This is a genomic window from Streptomyces jeddahensis (assembly GCF_001642995.1).
Classification (GTDB): Bacteria; Actinomycetota; Actinomycetes; order Streptomycetales; family Streptomycetaceae; genus Streptomyces; species Streptomyces jeddahensis.
On sequence record NZ_LOHS01000085.1, the window covers coordinates 29,604 to 47,386 of the forward strand.

Consider the following 17,783-nt stretch of genomic DNA (forward strand, 5'->3'; position numbering starts at 1 on the left):
TGCTGCTCGTCAGGCTATGCGTTCAGCTCCGCCAGCACCCGTAGCGTGTGCGGGTCCGGTGCGAGCACGAGCAGGTCCGTGACCGGCCCCTTGCGCCACAACTCCAGCCGCTCCGCGATGCGTTCACGCGGTCCGACCAGGGAGATCTCGTCCGCGAACGCGTCGGGCACGGCGAGCACGGCCTCCTCGCGCCGCCCCGCGAGGAAGAGCTCCTGGATACGCCGTGCCTCCTCCGCGTATCCCATACGGGCCATCAGGTCGGCGTGGAAGTTGCGCGAGGCGTGGCCCATGCCGCCGATGTAGAAGCCGAGCATCGCCTTGACGGGCAGCAGGCCCTCGGAGACGTCGTCGCAGACCTTCGCGCGGGCCATCGGAGCGACGAGGAAGCCCTCGCGCAGGCCGGTCAGCGACGCCTCGTACGCGTCCGTCCGCATCGGCGACCAGTACAGCGGCAGCCAGCCGTCCGCGATCTGCGTCGTCTGCGCGATGTTCTTCGGGCCCTCGGCGCCGAGCAGGATCGGCAGGTCGGCGCGCAGGGGGTGGGTGATCGGCTTCAGCGGCTTGCCGATCCCGGTGCCGTCGCCGCCGCGGTACGGGTGGGCGTGGAACCGTCCGTCGAGTTCGACGGGCGCCTCGCGGCGGAGCACCTGGCGGATCACGTCCACGTACTCGCGGGTCGCGGTCAGCGGCGACTTCGGGAACGGACGCCCGTACCAGCCTTCGACGACCTGCGGCCCGGACAGGCCGAGGCCCAGCATCATCCGGCCGCCCGAGAGATGGTCGAGCGTGAGCGCGTGCATCGCCGTGGTGGTGGGGGAGCGGGCGGCCATCTGCGCGACGGCGGTGCCAAGCCGGATACGTGACGTGTGGGCCGCGATCCAGGTCAGCGGCGTGAAGACGTCGGAACCCCAGGACTCGGCGGTCCACACGGAGTCGTAGCCGAGCCGTTCCGCCTCGCGGGCGAGCTCGAGGTGGCGGGGGTCCGGGCCGCGGCCCCAGTAGCCGAGTGCGAGTCCGAGGCGCATGCCGGGCCCCTTCCGGTCGCGGTCTCATCGCCTGACTGACGGTACGTCAGATAGTGCCGTCGGCCGGTGACTGTACGGCAACGGCCCCCCGCCCGGAAGGGCGAGGGGCCGACGAACGGGGTTCGGCGTGCGGCGTCAGCCGCGCTGGATGCCCGAGGTGTCCTGCAGCACGCCGCGGCGGCCGTCCTGCGTCTGGGCCACCAGGGCCGGGCCGCGCTGGTCGACGGCCAGGTACCAGGTGCCGGGGGCGAGTTCGGCGATCGGCGTCCCCGAGCCGTCCTCCGCGAACAGCGGACGCGGCACCGGTACGGCGAACCAGAACGGCGAGAACTCCGCCGCCGGCTGAGGCTGAGCCTGCGCCTGCGGGGCCTGGGTCTGCTGCGGCTGACCCGGCTGCGGCTGACCGGGCTGGGCACCGTACGGCTGGCCGGGCTGGGGCTGGCCGGGCTGGGCGCCGTAGGGCTGCTGCTGGGCGCCCGGGTAGCCGTAGCCAGCCGGCGGCTGGGCGCCGTAGGGGCTCGGGGCCACCGGGCGCGGGGCGGGGAGCAGGGCGCCCTTCAGGGCGGGCACGAGCGGGGTCGCGATCGCGCCACCGGCGAGGATCAGGGAGGCGATGAGGCCGAGGATGAGGCCGGCGCCGGCGTTCTCCGCGTCGATGATCCACCAGAGCGAGCTCCACGCGGCGGCGATGGTCAGCGCGACGCCGAGCGGCCCGAGCTCCAGACCCGCGACCTTGCGCGGCTGCGGCAGCGCGCGGGCGACCACGATCAGCGCGGCACCGATCACGCCGGTCATGAACGTACCGAGGGCGAGCCCGAGGAGGTCCCAGGAGTTGGAGCTTGGGGCCGAGTCACAGAAGCTGCCGCTGCAGCCGATTACGTCGAGGAACGAGGCGACGAACAGCAGCACCGCTGCTCCGATCACCACGCCGTCGCCTCTAGTGAGGGAGCGGATATTCACTTCAGATCCTTCGTCGTCGTCTCATCGGTCGTCGGTGGGCGTCGCTGTCGCCGTACCGGCGCGCTGTCGGCCGCCGTGGGCCGCGATGCTCGCGGTGCGAAGCGCGGGGATGGCCCCCCAGATCGTACGGACGACATTATCGTCCGGCCGCTCGGGGTGTCTTCCGGGACAGTGGCTACCGGGGCCTACCCCCGCAGGAAACTCACGATTCCCTCAGAGATCCCCTGCGCCGCCTTCTGCCTCCATGCGCCGCTCGTCAGCAGGGCCGCGTCCTTGCTGTCGCGCATGTTGCCGCACTCGATGAACACCTTGGGAACGGTGGAGAGGTTGAGCCCGCCCAGGTCCCGGCGGACGACGAGGCCCGTGCCGTTGCCGACGTAGTTGGAGGGCGCGCTGCCGGTCGCCCGGACGAAGTTGCCCGCGATGCGTTCGCCCAGCTCGCGCGAGGGGCCGACGATCGCGCGGGTGTCGGCGATGCCCGCCTTCACGGACCCGGGGAGGATCACGTGGAAACCGCGGTTTCCGGCTGCGGAGCCGTCGGCGTGCACGGAGACGACGGCGTCGGCGTGCGCTTTGTTGCCGATACGGGCGCGCTCGTCGACGCACGGGCCCCAGGCGCGGTCGCCGTCCTGTGTGAACCGGACGGTCGCCCCCTGCTTTTCGAGCAGCGTCCGTAGCCGGCGGGAGACGTCGAGCGTGAACCGGGCCTCGGTGTAGCCGCTGTTCGTGGATGTGCCGGTCGTGTCGCACGCCTTGCGGTTCGTGCCGATGTCCACGAGCCGGTTGATCTCGGCCGTGTGGCGGAAGTTCCCTGGGTTGTGGCCCGGGTCGATGACGACGACCTTGCCCTTGAGGGGGCCGGTGGCGGCGGGGGCGGACGACGTGGTTCCGGTGGCCTTGTCGTCGTTCTTGTCCTCGTCCGCGCTCTCGTCGGGCGTGCCCTGGTCTGAGGGTGCGGGTGAGGCGGACGCGCCCGCCCCTGTGGACGGCCGCTGCTGCGACGAGGGTGCGGCGCCCGGAGTCCCGCCCTCGCCGGAGTCGGCCACCGCCTGCCAGACGAGCCACCCCGCGAGCGCCGCCGCGACGGAGGCCGCGACCGCCACGGTCAGCGGCCCGCGACGGGGCCGGTGCGGCGGACGGGGATCGCTGTCCGGGAATGCGTACGACACGGGGCGACTCTAACCGCGAGGTCAGGCGCCCGGGCCGGTTCGGCGCAGGACGCGCAGCGAGTCGGTCACCGAGACCTCACGGAACGCACCCGACTCCAGGGCCCTGAGGTAGACGCGGTACGGGGCCTGGCCGGTGAACTCGTCGGCCGGGTCGGGGAACACGTCGTGGATCACCAGCAGGCCGCCCTCGGCAACGTGCGGCGCCCAGCCCTCGTAGTCGCCGGTCGCGTGCTCGTCCGTATGGCCGCCGTCGATGAACAGCAGGCCGAGCGGGCTGTTCCAGAGCCGCGCGACCTGCGGCGAGCGGCCCACGAGCGCGATGACGTGGTCCTCAAGGCCCGCCTTGTGGAGGGTCCGGCGGAAGAGGGGCAGCGTGTCCATCCGGCCGATCTCGGGGTCGACGGTCTCCGGGTCGTGGTACTCCCAGCCCGGCTGCTGCTCCTCGCTGCCGCGATGGTGGTCGACCGTGAGCGCGGTGACGCCGGCCGCGCGGGCGGCGTCGGCGAGCAGGATGGTGGAGCGGCCGCAGTACGTACCGACCTCGAGGAGCGGAAGCCCGAGTCGCCCCGCCTCGACCGCCGCCGCGTACAGCGTGAGCCCTTCGGACACCGGCATGAAGCCCTTGGCCGCCTCGAACGCGGCGAGGACGTCGGGCTTCGGCGTCGGGGCCTGTGCCTGTGCCTGTGGGGTGGGCTGGGCGGGCTCGGCCATGCGGTTTCCTCCGGGTTCGGGCGGGCGCGGGCGCCGGATGCGGTGCGTCTCGTACGGGCGTGTGGGTGTCCCCATGCTGCCGTACGCCTCCGTCACCTGGGGCGACGGGGTGTGCACGGACGGCCGGATCTGACTCTCCGTCAGCCTTCCGTCAGAATGAAACGTGTTCTACCCTCTCGCGGCATGGGGATCGGGATCACGCGGGAGCAGCGGGAACTGGCCGGGGCCGTGCGCGGCTGGATCGGGCGTACCGTGCCGCCGGAGGAGGTGCGCAAGCTCCTCGACGCGCCGCCGGGCGCCGGGGACCGCCCGGCGTACTGGGACGCGCTGGCCGGGCAGGGGCTGCTCGGCGTGCACCTTCCCGCGGAGTACGGCGGCGGAGGCGGTGATCTCGTCGACCTCGCCGTCGTCCTGGAGGAGGCCGCGCGGGCCGCGCTTCCGGGGCCGTATCTGTCCAGCGTGCTGGCATCGGCCGTGCTGCACCGGGCCGGGGCGGGCGAGCTGGTGCGCGCGCTGGCGTGCGGGGAGCGTATCGGGGCCGTGGCGCTCGGCACCGGCACGATGACGGCCGTCGGTGACGAGGGCGGCTATGTGCTCGACGGCACCGCGCCGCCCGTGCTGTCCGGCGCCGACGCCGACCTGCTCGTGCTGGCGGCCGCGTCGGCGCAGGGCACCGTGTGGCTCGCCGCCGACGCCGCGGACCTCGTGGTGCGGCCCCACGACAGCGCCGATCCGACGCGGCCCACCGCCGAGGTCGCGGCGGACGGCGCCCGGGTGTCGGCGGACCGGGTGCTCGCGGTGGACTCCGCGCGCGTACGCGACCTCGCGGACCTCGTCCTCGCCGCCGACGCCTGCGGCACCGCGGCATGGGCGCTGGACACGGCCGCGCAGTACGCCAAGGTGCGTGAGCAGTTCGGGCGGCCGATCGGCCGCTTCCAGGGCGTCAAGCATCTGTGTGCGGACATGCTGGTGCGGGTGGAGCAGGCGCGGGCGCTGGTGTGGGACGCCGCACGGGCCATGGACGAGGAGCCGTGGGGCGCCACGGGCGGGACCGGCGCCTCCAGCGTTGCTACGGGCGGGACCGGCACCTCCAGTGGTGCTACGGGCGGGACCGGCGCCCCCGGCGTTGTCACGGGCGGGACCGGCACCTCCAGCGGTGCTACGGGCGGGACCGGCGCCTCCAGCGTTGCCGCGGGCAGGACCGGCGCCCCCAGCGCCGTCACCGGGCTCGTCGCCGCGCTCGCCGCCGGTGGCGCGCTCGACGCCGCGTGCTCCTGTGCCAAGGACTGCATCCAGATCCTCGGCGGCATCGGGTTCACCTGGGAGCACGACGCGCATCTGTATCTGCGCCGGGCGCTGGTCGCGCGGCAGCTCGCGGGCAACGGGGACGCGCACCGGCTGCGGGCCGTCCGGCTGGCCGAGGGCGGGGCGCGCCGGGAGCTGCGGCTGGAGCTTCCTCCGGAGGCGGAGCCGTACCGGGCCCGGGCGCGGGAGGTGATCGAAGGCGTACGCGGCCTCGACCCTGCCGCCGCCCGCCGCGCGCTCGCCCCCACCGGCTACGCCGCTCCGCACCTGCCCGAGCCGTACGGTCTCGGCGCCGGGCCCGTCCAGCAGCTCGCCGTGCAGGCCGAGCTGACGGCGGCCGGGGTGCGCCTGAGCGACCTGTCCGTCGCCACGTGGGTCGTGCCCTCACTCATCGCGTACGGGACGCAGGAGCAGAAGGAGCGCTATCTGCTGCCGACGCTGCGCGGCGACCTGCGCTGGTGCCAGCTGTTCTCCGAGCCCGGCGCGGGTTCCGATCTCGCCTCGCTGCGGACCAGCGCCGAGCGCACCCCGGACGGCCGGTGGCGGATCAACGGGCAGAAGGTGTGGACGTCCGCGGCCCAGCGAGCCGACTACGGCATCCTCCTCGCCCGTACGAACACCGAGGCGCCCAAGCACAAGGGACTCACCTACTTCGTCGTCGACATGAAGCACACCGACGGGATCGGCATCCGCCCGCTGAAGGAGATCACCGGCGAATCGATGTTCAACGAGGTGTGGTTCGACGACGTGCTGCTGCCGGCAGACGCCGTCGTCGGCGCGGTCGACGAGGGGTGGCAGGTCGCCCGCAACACGCTCGGCAACGAACGCGTCCACATGGCCGACCAGTTGGCGTTCGACACCGGCCTGGAGGCGCTGATCGCACGCCTCGCCGACCTCGACGGAGCCGGCAGGGCCCGTGTCGGCGCGCTCATGGCCGAGGCCCACGCACTCGCCTGCATCGGGCTGCGCACGACCCTCCAGCAGGTGTCGGGAGTGGAGCCGGGAGCGGGCGCGTCCGTGCGCAAGCTCATCCAGACCACCCACCAGCAGAAGGTGGCGGAGCTGGCGCTCGAGCTGCTGGGCCCGGCGGGTGCGGTACGGGAGGGCGCGGGCGAGCGGGCCGTCCACGGCTTCCTTCTCTCGCGCTGCCTGACGATCGCGGGCGGTACGACGCAGGTGCAGCTGAACGTGGTCGCGGAACGGATCCTGGGGCTGCCGAGAGACTGACGCAGGCCTGGTGCGGACGCCGTCCGCGGACGGCTCGCCACGCCTCTCTGTGGCCGGGCGGCCAGGCGGCGTCCTGGGCTCTGGCCCTCGTCCCGGCCCGCGGGTGCTGGTCCTAGGCCCTGCGACCGATGCGGCCTGCGGAGAAATCACGATGTACGGAGCGCGGGGAGCTTGAGAGCATGAAGCGCATGGTCCGAGCCGCCACCGAAACCTCCCCATCCGTACGCCGTGTCGCACCGCCGACATGGCTGGTGGTCGCCGCGGCCTGCGCCGGTCAGTTCCTCGTCGTCCTCGACGTGTCCGTCGTCAACGTGGCGTTGCCGTCGATGCGGGCCGACCTGGGGATGACCGCCCCGGGGCTGCAGTGGGTCGTCAACGCGTACTCGATCGCCTTCGCAGGGTTCATGCTGCTCGGCGGCCGGGCCGGGGACCTGTACGGACGCAAGCGCATGTTCCTGACAGGGCTCGGACTGTTCACGCTCGCGTCGCTCGCCGGCGGCCTCGCGCAGGAGGACTGGCAGCTGCTCGCGGCACGCGCCGCACAGGGCCTCGGCGCGGCCGTGCTCGCGCCGTCCACCCTGACGATCCTCACCTCGGCCGTACCGGAGGGAGCCGCACGCGCGCGTGCCATAGCGACCTGGACCGCGGTCGGTGCGGGCGGCGGCGCGGCCGGCGGCCTCGTCGGCGGCGTCCTGGTGGACGTGCTGTCCTGGCGGTGGGTGCTGCTGATCAACGTGCCCGTCGGCGCCCTCGTCCTGGCCGGGGCCGCGCTGTGGATCACCGAGAGCCGGGGCGGCGACGGACGGCGCCTCGACCTGCCGGGCGCGCTGCTGGTGACCGGCGGGCTCGCCACCCTCTCGTACGGCATCGTGCAGACGGAGGCCGAGGGGTGGGCGGCGCCCGCGACGCTGGTCCCGTTGTGTGCGGGGCTCGTTCTGCTCGGCCTCTTCCTGGCGGTCGAGGCGCGCAGCCGGACCCCTCTGATGCCGCTGCAGCTGTTCCGCCTGCGAGCGGTGTCGTCGGCGAACACGGCGATGTTCCTGTGCGGCTCCGCCATGTTCTGCATGTGGTTCTTCATGACCCTGTACGCACAGAACGTGCTCGGCTACACGCCGCTGGAGGCAGGGCTCGCACTGGTTCCGAGCTCGCTCGCGGTCGTCATCGGATCGAAGGTCGCGCCGCGCTTCATGCGGCTCTTCGGCGCCCGGTTCGTCGCGGTCGCCGGCACGGTGGTGGCTGCCGTCGGCTTCGGCTGGCAGTCGACGATGGGCGCCCACGGGGCGTATCTGACCGCGATCATGCTGCCCGGCGTCCTGATGATGGCCGGGGCCGGTCTCGCGGCGACGCCGCTCGCCTCCCTCGCGACGTCGGGAGCGCCCGCCGGTGATGCCGGCCTGGTGTCCGGTCTGGTGAACACCTCGCGGGTCATGGGCGGTTCGCTCGGTCTGGCCGTGATGTCGACGATCGCGGCGTCGCGCACCGCTGGAGGCACCTCCGCGGAGGCGCTGACCGCGGGCTATGCGCTGGCGTTCCGTACGGGCGCGCTGGTGCTGGTCGGCGGCGCGCTGCTGATGCTGCTGTGGCTGCCGCGCGCCTCCGGCGGGGCCGGTCGCACCGAGGGGTGACGGCGGACACCGGGGGGGGCCGGGCGCTGGGCGCCCTCGGCCAGCCGCGTGAGGCGCCGTCTGGTGGATCCGTCCAGAAACCCGGCCGGGCGCGGCTCGGATCGGCCCCATGACAGCCTTCCGCGGGGGCGCGGGCGGCATGCGTCCCCACCCCAGGACCGATGGCTCCCGCGCTCTCGGCCGAGCCCTCACGCGGACGCTCACGGCATTCGTAACACCCCACCTGATCTGGGCTTTTGTGTCCGTCAGGCCTACGATCTCCGCATCGGGAAAGGGGATCTCGTGGATCTCGTGGACAGGAACATACGCACGGTCGACGACGTACTCAGGCTCCTGGACGGACTGTTCGCGCGGGAAGCCGATCGCTGGACGACCGACGGGGCCTCCTGGTGGGACGGCTTCTACGCGGACCGTTCCAAGCCGGTTCCGTTCTTCGTGGCGAAGCCGGACGAGAGCCTCGTCTCGTACGTCGACCGCGGTCTGATCACCGGCGGTCGCGCCCTCGATCTGGGATGCGGTCCGGGACGCAATGCCGTCCACCTCGCCTCGCTGGGCTTCGACGTGGACGCCGTCGACCTCTCATCCGAGGCCATCGCCTGGGCCGAGGACCGCGCCCGCGAGTCCGGGGTGGTGGTCCGGTTCCACTGCGGGGACGCCTTCGCCCTGGCCGGCACCGAACTCACCGGTCCCTACGACCTGATCTACGACTCCGGCTGCTTCCACCATCTGCCGCCGCACCGCCGCATCAGCTATCTCGCACTCCTGGACCGGCTCCTCGCGCCCGGCGGTCTGTTCGGCCTCGCCTGCTTCGCGGCGGGCGCGATGGGGTCGGAGCTGCCCGACGCCGACTTCTACCGCGGGTCCCGTCTCCACGGGGGCCTCGCCTACACGCCGGAGTCCCTGCGCCGGATCTTCTCCGACCTCACGGAGGTCGAACTGCGCCGCATGCACGACGAACCGCCGGAGTCCCCGTCCTTCGGTGAAGCGTTCCTCTGGGCAGCCCTGTTCCGCCGCGACGGCCAGCCGTAGCCGCCCCGAGCCGCTCGGCGATGCGGCGATACGACCGGCACGCGAAGGCCCGTCCCTACGCATGCGACCACGAGATCGATGAGATCTGACGTAGCGTCAGTGGTCTTCACAAGTACCGGCGGCTGGGCTATACATGGGCCAGCCGGACTGGAACGCGTTCTAGAACGGGCGGGTCTCCCGGTCGGCCCAGTGACGACCTCGGTGCGACCGACGGTGCGGACGGCCGCACCGAGGTCTTTTCCCCGCGAGGAGCAGGAATTCCATGCCGATTGACGCCGACAGGGCCATCGCGGCCGAGCCCCGGTCCACCGAGATCGCCTGGGACCACAAGGACGTCCAGCTCTACCACCTCGGTGTCGGCGCGGGTGCGAACCCCGACCGGGACGACCCCGCCACCGACCCCGACGAGCTGCGCTACACCCTCGAGTCCAGGCTGCACGTCCTGCCCAGCTTCGCGACCGTCGCGGGCGCCGGTATGGGCGTGGTGGGCGGCCTGTCCACACCCGGCATCGAGGTGAACCTCGCTCATGTCCTGCACGGCGGGCAGGCCATCGAGCTGCACCGCCCGATCCCGGTCAAGGGCACGGCGGTGTCCACCTCGCGGGTCGCGGCCGTCTACGACAAGGGCAAGGCGGCCGTCCTCGTCCTGCGTACCGAAGCGGCCGACGACGACGGGCCGCTGTGGACCAGCGACGCCCAGATCTTCGTACGCGGAGAGGGCGGCTGGGGCGGCGACCGCGGTCCCTCCACGCGCCGCGAACCGCCCTCGCGGGAGCCCGACCGGACCGTCGAGCGGGTCGTACGCCCGGACCAGGCCCTGCTCTACCGGCTCTCCGGCGACTGGAACCCGTTGCACGCCGACCCCGAGTTCGCCAAGCTCGCGGGCTTCGACCGGCCGATCCTGCACGGCCTGTGCACCTACGGCATCACGCTCAAGGCGGTCGTCGACACGGTCCTGGGCGGTGACGTGGCCCGCGTCCGCTCGTACGGCACACGCTTCGCCGGGGTCGTCTTCCCGGGCGAGACCCTGCGCATCCGGATGTGGCAGGAGGACGGCCGGGTGCAGGTGTCGGTCAGTGCGGTCGAGCGGGACGACGCTCCCGTGCTCGCCGACACCGTCGTCGAACACTCGTAATCACGCGTCATCACTCGTCACCACCGAAGGCTCATCACCGCCGAACCAGTCGTCGAACAGTCGTCGACCAGTTGTCGACCATCCATGATCGTCGGAACTCCTGAGGGGAGCCGCACCATGCGCGCAGCCGTACTGCACGAGATCGGCCAGGACAAGCTCGAGGTGCTTGACGACGTCGAGGCGGTGGGCTTCGGCCCCGGCAGGGTCAGGATCCGGATACGGGCCTGCGGTCTGTGCCACTCGGACCTCTCCGCGATGGGCGGCGTGCTGCCGCAGCCCGCGCCGTTCATCCCCGGGCACGAGGGTGCGGGCGAGATCGTGGAGGTCGGCGAGGGTGTCACGCACCTCAAGCCCGGTGACCGTGTGGTGGTGTGCTGGCTGCCCGCGTGCGGCCAGTGCCCCTCCTGCAAGCGCGGGCAGACCGAACTGTGCCTCGCCGGGTTCATGAACGCGGGCACCCCCAACTTCAAACGCCCCGGCGGAGACGTCTTCGGCATGGCGGGCACCGGCACCTTCGCCGAGGAGGTCGTCGTCGACGCCGCCTGCGCCGTGCCCATCCCGGACGACGTGCCCTTCGACATCGCGGCGCTCATCGGCTGCGGCGTGACGACGGGGCTCGGCGCCGCACTCAACACGGCCGACGTGGAGGCCGGATCGTCGGTGGCCGTGATCGGCTGCGGCGGCGTCGGTATCTCCGCGATCCAGGGCGCGCGGCTCAAGGGCGCCGCCGAGATCGTGGCCGTCGACCCCGTCGCGTCGCGGCGTGAGGCCGCACTGAAGTTCGGCGCCACGCGGGCCGCCGCACCGGACGAACTCGCCGACGCCAAGCAGGAGATCACCGGCGGCGAGGGCTTCGACTACGTCTTCGAGGTCGTCGGCAAGTCCGCGACCGCCCGTACGGCATACGAGAACACCCGGCGCGGCGGCACGCTGGTCGTCGTCGGCGCGGGCGCCATGGACGACTTCCTGCAGCTCAACATGTTCGAGCTGTTCTTCGACGAGAAGCGGATCCTGCCCTCCATGTACGGCGGCGGGGACGTGCTGCGCTCGTACGAACGCGTCATCGCGCTCTGGCGTGCGGGGCGGATCGACCTGTCCGGGCTGATCACGCACCGCGTGCCGCTGGCCGAGATCAACGAGGCGCTGGACCAGATGCGTACGGGGGCGGCGCTGCGTACGTGCATCGAGATCTGATCCCCCAACCTCCGTGACCCTGAGCCGAAGGGACCGTGATGTCACTGCCACTGGAGGGCCTGTCCGCGATCGTCACCGGAGCGGGCCGCGGCCTGGGGCGGGCCGAGGCGCTGGAACTCGCCCGGCTCGGCGCGAGCGTGGTCGTCAACGACTACGGGCAGCCCGGCCGGGACGGCTCCGGTGAGGCGTCGGCGGGGCCCGCCGAGGACGTCGCCGCCGAGATCCGCGCGGCGGGCGGCGAGGCGGTCGCCCACCTCGGCGACGTCGGCGACTTCGACGAGGCCGGTGCGCTGGTCGACGTGGCGATCGGCACGTTCGGCAAGCTGGACATCCTGGTCAACAACGCGGGCATCCTGCGCGACCGGATGATCTTCTCGATGACCGAGAGCGAGTGGGACTCGGTGATCAGGGTGCATCTGAAGGGGCACTTCAACACCACCCACTTCGCGTCCGTCCACTGGCGCGAGCGGTCCAAGGCGGCGGGAGGCCCGGTCCACGGGCGGATCATCAACACCTCGTCGGAGGCGTTCGTCGCCGGGTCCGCGGGACAGCCCAACTACGCGGCGGCCAAGGGCGGCATCGTCGGGCTGACGACGTCGACGGCGCTGGCGCTCGGCAAGTACGGCGTGACGGCCAACGTCATCTGCCCGCGCGCCCGGACCCGTATGACGCAGGACGTCTTCGCGGCCGTGTCACCGGGTTCAGGCAGCGGGCAGCCCGGTGACGGCGGGCTGGACCCGCTGGCGCCCGAGCACGTCGCGCCGCTCGTGGGCTATCTGGCCTCATCCGCGGCGGCCGGGATCAACGGCCAGCTGCTCGTCGTCCACGGCGGCATGGTGGCCGTCGTCGAACGGCCCAAGGTGGCCGCCAAGTTCGACACCGCCAAGGAGCTCTTCTCCTACGAGGAGCTCGACGAGCTGTTGTCCCCGTACTACGCGGGGCGTCCGGCGAACGAGACCTTCGCGGCGGCGGAGGTGCTGGGCCTGAAGCGCGGTTAGGCCGGGCGGCCCGGCCACCGGCCCTGGTCGTGCGAGAAGCCCGGCCACCGGCACTGGCTTATGCGAGGAGCCCGGTACCTGCGCACCTACCGCACAGGTACCGGGCTCCTCGTGTCTCCGACGGACCTCAGTCCTCGTCGGACGGCTTGCGGTGCCGGCCGCGCGGGGCCGGCGTCTCCGCCGTGCCGTCCTCAAGGGCGGACACCGGGCCCCGGTGCCTGCCGTGACCGTCGGGCTGCTGGGCGCCGGCCCGCGGGTCGTTGGTCGTCGTGTCCGTACTCGTGTTGGTTTCCGACATCGGATAGGTCACCCCGTAACAAGATCTTTCGGTGCAGCGGGCGAGTCTAACCGGCGGACTTGCGGCCGGTGAGAGGTGCCTGCTGCAACGGGACCGGGCGGGGTCCCGCCGACGCGGCGGGGTTCGTCTCCACCCGCTCCCACCGCGGCTTCCGCACCTTCGCCCCGGAGCCGCGGGGCGAGCCCTCGCCCGATCCCTCCGGCCCGCCGTTCGGCGCGGGGGCCGGGTCGGCAGGCCGGGCCGTCTCCGTCGGCGCGGGGACCTGCGCCACCCCGCAGGGCACGGCCCTCGTCGTATACGGCAGCCGGAGCACCCCCTCCCGTGTCCACAGCCCCGTGCCGGCCAACCAGCCGTCAGGCGCCGGGAGTTGGTGCACACGCTTCTCTGCGGGCCGCCACACCCCGAGCCAGCTGCCCGCCGCGCCGTCGATCCGCAGCGCCACGGCGCTGCTCTCCGGCATCAGCGCCTGCCCCGGCTGGATCGCGAACGGCGTCACCGCGCAGTCGGTCAGCCGCAGGCACTCGGGGAAGCGAACCGGCAGGGTGCTCCCCAGCACGCCCCAGCCCAGCCGGTCGTGCCCTGGAGAGGGGGCGTCGGAGCGGATCAGCAGGAGCCCGCTGTCGGCGTCCGCGAGCAGCAGCCGGTCGTTGCTCTCCTCCGTGATCTGCAGGAGGGGCGACACCTCGCCGCCGCGCTCCAGGTCGACCGCGACCGTCTTGGTGCGGCCGTCCAGCCGCCGGTCCAGGGCGAGCATCCGTCCCGTACGGTCGAGCCAGACGCCGCCCGAGCAGCGGCCGGGGATCTCGGCGACATGCTCGGGCCCGAAGGCGCCGCCCGCCACCAGCCAGACCGCCGTCGACCGCTCGCCCGCCGCGAGCGCGTACGCGCGCAGGCCCCCGGGCGCGGGCGGCAGGAGGGTCAACTCGCCGCACTCCACGGAACCGAGCCGCAGCTCGCCGGTCTCCGGACCCGTCGGATAGAGCAGCGAGAAGGCGTGCCGTCCGGCCGTGACGCGGTGGATCAGCACGCGCCCGTCGGTCAGCGGCAGCACCTCGGTGCCGGGCTCCTCCGGCTGGTGCGCGGGCAGCGGCACCGCATAGGGCTCGGGCCCGTCCAGCGTCCATCGCTCGGGGAACCAGGACCGACCGTCGTACGCCAGCCGGGCGGCGTAGGAGCCGTCCGCGGCGATCGTGCATGCCGTGTGCCGCATGCTGAACGCTTTCTGCTCGTTCTCCGCAGCTGACTCGATGGCAAGGGCCGTCATCGTGGGTCACCTCCGGCGCCGAAGCTAGTTTTCGTACGCGTTCGCGTGGCACCAGCGGACACCCGCTTCACACCAAAGGGTGGCGATGTCCCGATTCGCCTGAGGAAGTGGGGTTGCTTGTGCTGCGCCCGGGACGGGACCTCCCTCGCTGGTGATCAGTCGATGATCAGCCGCTGAGGAGCCGTGACCAGCCCCTGATGAGCCGTGATGAGTCGTGATGAGCCCCTGATGAGCCGGGACGGCGGGAGCGGCGGCGGCTCGGCGGCGAAGACGAGCTAGCCTTGCCCTCGTGCCCCGTCTGTCTGAAGTCACCGCCGCGCTCGACGCTCTCTGGCCCCCCGAGCTGGCCGAGGGATGGGACGCGGTCGGCACCGTGTGCGGCGAACCGGACGCGCAGGTCACCCGGGTGCTGTTCGCCGTCGACCCGGTCCAGGAGATCGCCCACGAGGCCGTGCAGCTCGGTGCCGACCTGCTGGTCACCCACCACCCGCTGTATCTGCGCGGTACGACGACGGTGGCGGCCTCCCACTTCAAGGGCCGCGTCGTGCACACCCTGATCAAGAATGACGTCGCGCTGCACGTCGCGCACACCAACGCCGACCGCGCCGACCCCGGCGTATCGGATGCCCTCGCGGGCGCCCTGGACCTGAGGGTCGTACGGCCCCTCGTCCCCGACCCCACGGACCCCGACGGCCGCCGCGGCCTCGGCCGGGTCTGCGAGCTGGACCATCCGCTGACCGTGCGTGAGCTCGCCGAGCTCGCCGCCAAGCGGCTGGCCGCCACGGCGCAGGGCATCCGCGTCGCGGGCGACCCGGACATGCTGGTGCGCACCGTGGCGGTCAGCGGCGGCTCCGGCGACAGCCTCTTCGACGACGTGCGCGCCGCAGGCGTCGAGGCCTTCCTCACCGCGGACCTGCGCCACCACCCGGTGTCCGAGGCCCGCGAACACAGTCCTCTCGCGCTGCTCGACGCGGCGCACTGGGCCACCGAGTGGCCCTGGTGCGAGCTGGCCGCAGCCCAGCTCGACGAGATCTCCGACCGGCACGGATGGGGACTTCGCGTCCACGTCTCGAAGACGGTCACCGACCCCTGGACCGCCCACGCGGCCTCTGCCGCGCCCACCCCTTCTGGAGCCCCCAACTGAACGCCGCGCCCGCCGACCAGATCCGACTCCTCGACGTCCAGGCCCTCGACGTACGCCTGCAGCAGCTCGCGCACAAGCGGAGGTCGCTGGCCGAGCACGCCGAGATCGAGTCGCTGAACAAGGACCTGACGCAGCTGCGCGACCTGCTCGTCGCCGCGCAGACCGAGGAGAGCGACTGCGCCCGCGAGCAGGACAAGGCCGAGAAGGACGTCGACCAGGTCCGGCAGCGCGCCGCCCGCGACCAGCAGCGCCTGGACTCGGGCGCGATCACCTCGCCGAAGGACCTGGAGAACCTCCAGCACGAGATCGCCTCGCTCGCCCGGCGCCAGGGCGACCTCGAGGACATCGTGCTCGAGGTCATGGAACGCCGCGAATCCGCGCAGGAGCGTGTGAACGAGCTGACGGAGCGGGAAGCCTCCGTCCAGTCGAAGATCGACGACGCGACGGGCCGGCGCGACGCCGCGTACGAGGAGATCGACGGCGAGACCGCGTCGGTCACCAAGGAGCGCGAGGTCGTCGCCGCCTCCGTGCCCGCGGACCTGCTGAAGCTCTACGACAAGCTGCGCGAGCAGCAGGGCGGCATCGGCGCGGCCCGGCTCTATCAGCGGCGCTGTGAGGGCTGCCGCCTGGAGCTCAACATCACCGAGCTGAACGAGGTGCGGGCCGCGGCCCCGGACGCCGTGGTGCGGTGCGAGAACTGCCGCCGCATCCTGGTCCGTACGTCCGAGTCCGGCCTGTAGCCCCTGGGCTCCGGATTTCGGCAGGGGCCGCCGCACATGCGTGAGTTCATCGTCGAGGCCGACGGCGGCTCCCGGGGCAACCCGGGGCCCGCGGGCTACGGCGCCGTCGTGAAGGACGCGGCCACGGGGGAGACCCTGGCGGAGGCCGCCGAGTACATCGGCGTCGCCACCAACAATGTCGCGGAGTACCGGGGCCTGCTCGCGGGGCTGAGAGCCGCGCACGAGCTGGACCCGGCGGCCCGGGTGCGCGTACGGATGGACTCCAAGCTGGTCGTCGAGCAGATGTCCGGCCGCTGGCAGATCAAGCACCCCGGCATGAGGCCGCTCGCGGCCGAGGCGAAGACGGTGTTCCCGCCGTCGCAGATCACCTTCGAGTGGATCCCGCGCGAGCAGAACAAGCACGCGGACCGGCTGGCCAACGAGGCGATGGACGCGGGGCGGCGGGGGGAGCAGTGGGTGGCTGCGGGCCGGCCTGGTCCGGCTGCGCCTGCTTCGGCCGCGCCTGCGTCGGCTGGTCCTGCGTCGGTCGGGCCTGCTCCGGCCGGTCGTGCGTCGGCCGGTCCTGCGTCGGCCGCGCCCGCTTCGGCCGGTCCTGCGTCGGTCGGTCGTGCGCCGATCGGGCCTGCTCCGGCCGGGCAGGCCGGGGAGGCTCCGTCGGGGCAGTCCGGGCAGGCTCCGGCCGGTTCCGCTGCGCGTCCTGCCCCGGGTCCGGGTCCTGCTGGGCTCGTTACGTCGGGGCCGCCCGGGGACGCGGTCGCGGCGGCGGCCAAGGCACGGGCGGCGATGGCGGGTGCGCGGTCCCGCCCTGGTGACGGGGCGGAGGCGACCGCCGCGGAGCTGCAGAGGCGCGCGGCTGTGGAGCGGCCGGAACAGACGGCTCCGGAGACGCCGCTCAAGCCTGGGGCCGTGGAGCAGCCGCGGGGGCCGTGGGCCGCGGAGCAGCCCGAGGCAGCGCCGTCGGGGCCCGCGAAGCCGGTGGAACCGACGCGTGGGACGCGGCACCGGCCGGCGGCCGCTGACCTGCTGGAACCGGGAACCGGTGAGCGGCGGGGCGCCGCGGCCTCGGGGGCTGGTCCGGTCGGAACCGCGGAGGCCGACGCGGGCGTGAGCGCCGACGCGAGGGCTGAGGCCGAGGCGGGCGCGAAGGCCGACGCCGATGTGCGGGCCGCGCGGAGCGTCGCCGTGGGGACGCCGCCCGTCGGCTGGGCGCCGCCCGATCTCGGGGCGCCCGCAACGCTCGTACTGCTGCGGCACGGCGAGACCCCGCTGACCCGGGAGAAGCGGTTCTCCGGCAGCGGTGGCAGCGATCCGGCGCTGTCGGACGCGGGCCGCGCCCAGGCCGACCGCGTCGCGGCGGCGCTCGCCGCCCGCGGCACGATCCAGGCCGTCGTTTCCTCGCCCCTCAGGCGGTGCCGGGAGACCGCGGACATCGTCGCCACCCGGCTCGGACTCGAGGTGAGCATCGAGGACGGCCTGCGCGAGACGGACTTCGGCGCGTGGGAGGGGATGACCTTCGCCGAGGTACGGGACCGCTACCCCGATGACCTGAACGCCTGGCTCGCCTCGGCGAAGGCGGCACCCACAGGCGGCGAGAGCTTCGCGGCGGTCACCCGCCGCGTCGCCGCGACCCGCGACAAGCTGATCACCGCGTACCGGGGCCGCACGGTCCTCCTGGTCACGCACGTCACCCCGGTCAAGACGCTGGTACGCCTCGCCCTCGGCGCCCCGCCCGAGTCGCTGTTCCGCATGGAACTCTCGGCGGCCTCGCTCTCCGCGATCGCGTACTACGCGGATGGGAACGCGAGCGTGCGGCTGCTGAATGACACCGGGCACCTCCGGTAGGCCCACTTCAGCCGTCTAGGCCTCATTCAGCCCGTCCGGCGTTTGAGGACGAGGGCCCCTTCTCAGCCCGTCCGGCGTTTGAGGACGAGCCCGAAGGGCGATCCGGGGGTCTGGGGG

At 73.0% G+C, this 17,783-nt stretch carries 15 protein-coding genes; 9 read left to right on the plus strand and 6 right to left on the minus strand.

Annotated features, from left to right (window positions below; all coding sequences use genetic code 11):
- Positions 1 to 14: 14 nt before the first annotated feature.
- The 4 genes from STSP_RS18480 to STSP_RS18495 form a co-directional block, all read right to left on the minus strand.
- Positions 15 to 1,025 carry an LLM class F420-dependent oxidoreductase gene (locus STSP_RS18480; protein WP_067279111.1) on the minus strand — a complete coding sequence of 337 codons (1,011 nt, stop codon included), beginning with the start codon at positions 1,023 to 1,025 and terminating at the stop codon, positions 15 to 17.
- 135 nt (positions 1,026 to 1,160) lie between these two features.
- Positions 1,161 to 1,985 carry a DUF5336 domain-containing protein gene (locus STSP_RS18485; protein ID WP_078067294.1) on the minus strand — a complete coding sequence of 275 codons (825 nt, stop codon included), beginning with the start codon at positions 1,983 to 1,985 and terminating at the stop codon, positions 1,161 to 1,163.
- Between the two features lie 185 nt (positions 1,986 to 2,170).
- Positions 2,171 to 3,154, minus strand: a complete 984-nt coding sequence (locus STSP_RS18490; protein ID WP_078067295.1) for an N-acetylmuramoyl-L-alanine amidase — start codon at positions 3,152 to 3,154, stop codon at positions 2,171 to 2,173.
- 21 nt (positions 3,155 to 3,175) lie between these two features.
- A complete protein-coding gene (locus STSP_RS18495; RefSeq protein ID WP_067279125.1) occupies positions 3,176 to 3,865 on the minus strand; it encodes a class I SAM-dependent methyltransferase in 690 nt (229 codons plus the stop codon).
- A gap of 183 nt (positions 3,866 to 4,048) precedes the next feature.
- Between STSP_RS18495 and STSP_RS18500 the strand changes: the two genes are divergently transcribed.
- From STSP_RS18500 to STSP_RS18525, 6 genes are all read left to right on the plus strand, one after another.
- A complete protein-coding gene (locus STSP_RS18500; RefSeq protein ID WP_067279127.1) occupies positions 4,049 to 6,397 on the plus strand; it encodes an acyl-CoA dehydrogenase in 2,349 nt (782 codons plus the stop codon).
- A gap of 188 nt (positions 6,398 to 6,585) precedes the next feature.
- Complete coding sequence (locus tag STSP_RS18505) at positions 6,586 to 8,022, plus strand: MFS transporter (protein ID WP_198547381.1); 1,437 nt, start codon at positions 6,586 to 6,588, stop codon at positions 8,020 to 8,022.
- Positions 8,023 to 8,313: 291 nt separating this feature from the next.
- Positions 8,314 to 9,051 (plus strand): class I SAM-dependent methyltransferase, encoded by a 738-nt coding sequence (locus STSP_RS18510; protein ID WP_067279175.1) that lies wholly within the window; start codon positions 8,314 to 8,316, stop codon positions 9,049 to 9,051.
- A gap of 262 nt (positions 9,052 to 9,313) precedes the next feature.
- A complete protein-coding gene (locus STSP_RS18515; protein ID WP_067279132.1) occupies positions 9,314 to 10,186 on the plus strand; it encodes a MaoC/PaaZ C-terminal domain-containing protein in 873 nt (290 codons plus the stop codon).
- 117 nt (positions 10,187 to 10,303) lie between these two features.
- Positions 10,304 to 11,380 carry a Zn-dependent alcohol dehydrogenase gene (locus STSP_RS18520; protein ID WP_067279138.1) on the plus strand — a complete coding sequence of 359 codons (1,077 nt, stop codon included), beginning with the start codon at positions 10,304 to 10,306 and terminating at the stop codon, positions 11,378 to 11,380.
- A gap of 38 nt (positions 11,381 to 11,418) precedes the next feature.
- On the plus strand, positions 11,419 to 12,378 hold the full coding sequence (locus tag STSP_RS18525; RefSeq protein WP_067279142.1) for a 3-oxoacyl-ACP reductase: 960 nt from the start codon (positions 11,419 to 11,421) through the stop codon (positions 12,376 to 12,378).
- A 127-nt stretch (positions 12,379 to 12,505) separates the two neighbouring features.
- Here the strand turns inward: STSP_RS18525 and STSP_RS39670 are convergent, their stop codons facing one another.
- Positions 12,506 to 12,676 carry a hypothetical protein gene (locus tag STSP_RS39670; RefSeq protein ID WP_198547380.1) on the minus strand — a complete coding sequence of 57 codons (171 nt, stop codon included), beginning with the start codon at positions 12,674 to 12,676 and terminating at the stop codon, positions 12,506 to 12,508.
- A gap of 46 nt (positions 12,677 to 12,722) precedes the next feature.
- Positions 12,723 to 13,940 (minus strand): hypothetical protein, encoded by a 1,218-nt coding sequence (locus STSP_RS18535; RefSeq protein ID WP_067279146.1) that lies wholly within the window; start codon positions 13,938 to 13,940, stop codon positions 12,723 to 12,725.
- A 289-nt stretch (positions 13,941 to 14,229) separates the two neighbouring features.
- Here STSP_RS18535 and STSP_RS18540 point away from each other — a divergent pair, with 289 nt between their 5' ends.
- Genes STSP_RS18540 through STSP_RS18550 form a run of 3 tightly spaced genes read left to right on the plus strand, consistent with a single transcriptional unit; the run spans position 14,230 to position 17,666 of the window.
- Positions 14,230 to 15,084 carry a Nif3-like dinuclear metal center hexameric protein gene (locus STSP_RS18540; protein WP_067279148.1) on the plus strand — a complete coding sequence of 285 codons (855 nt, stop codon included), beginning with the start codon at positions 14,230 to 14,232 and terminating at the stop codon, positions 15,082 to 15,084.
- Positions 15,081 to 15,824 (plus strand): zinc ribbon domain-containing protein, encoded by a 744-nt coding sequence (locus STSP_RS18545; protein WP_198547382.1) that lies wholly within the window; start codon positions 15,081 to 15,083, stop codon positions 15,822 to 15,824. Before STSP_RS18540 ends, STSP_RS18545 begins: the two co-directional genes overlap by 4 nt.
- Before the next feature lie 36 nt (positions 15,825 to 15,860).
- On the plus strand, positions 15,861 to 17,666 hold the full coding sequence (locus STSP_RS18550) for a bifunctional RNase H/acid phosphatase (protein ID WP_067279153.1): 1,806 nt from the start codon (positions 15,861 to 15,863) through the stop codon (positions 17,664 to 17,666).
- The last annotated feature ends 117 nt before the right edge of the window (positions 17,667 to 17,783 follow it).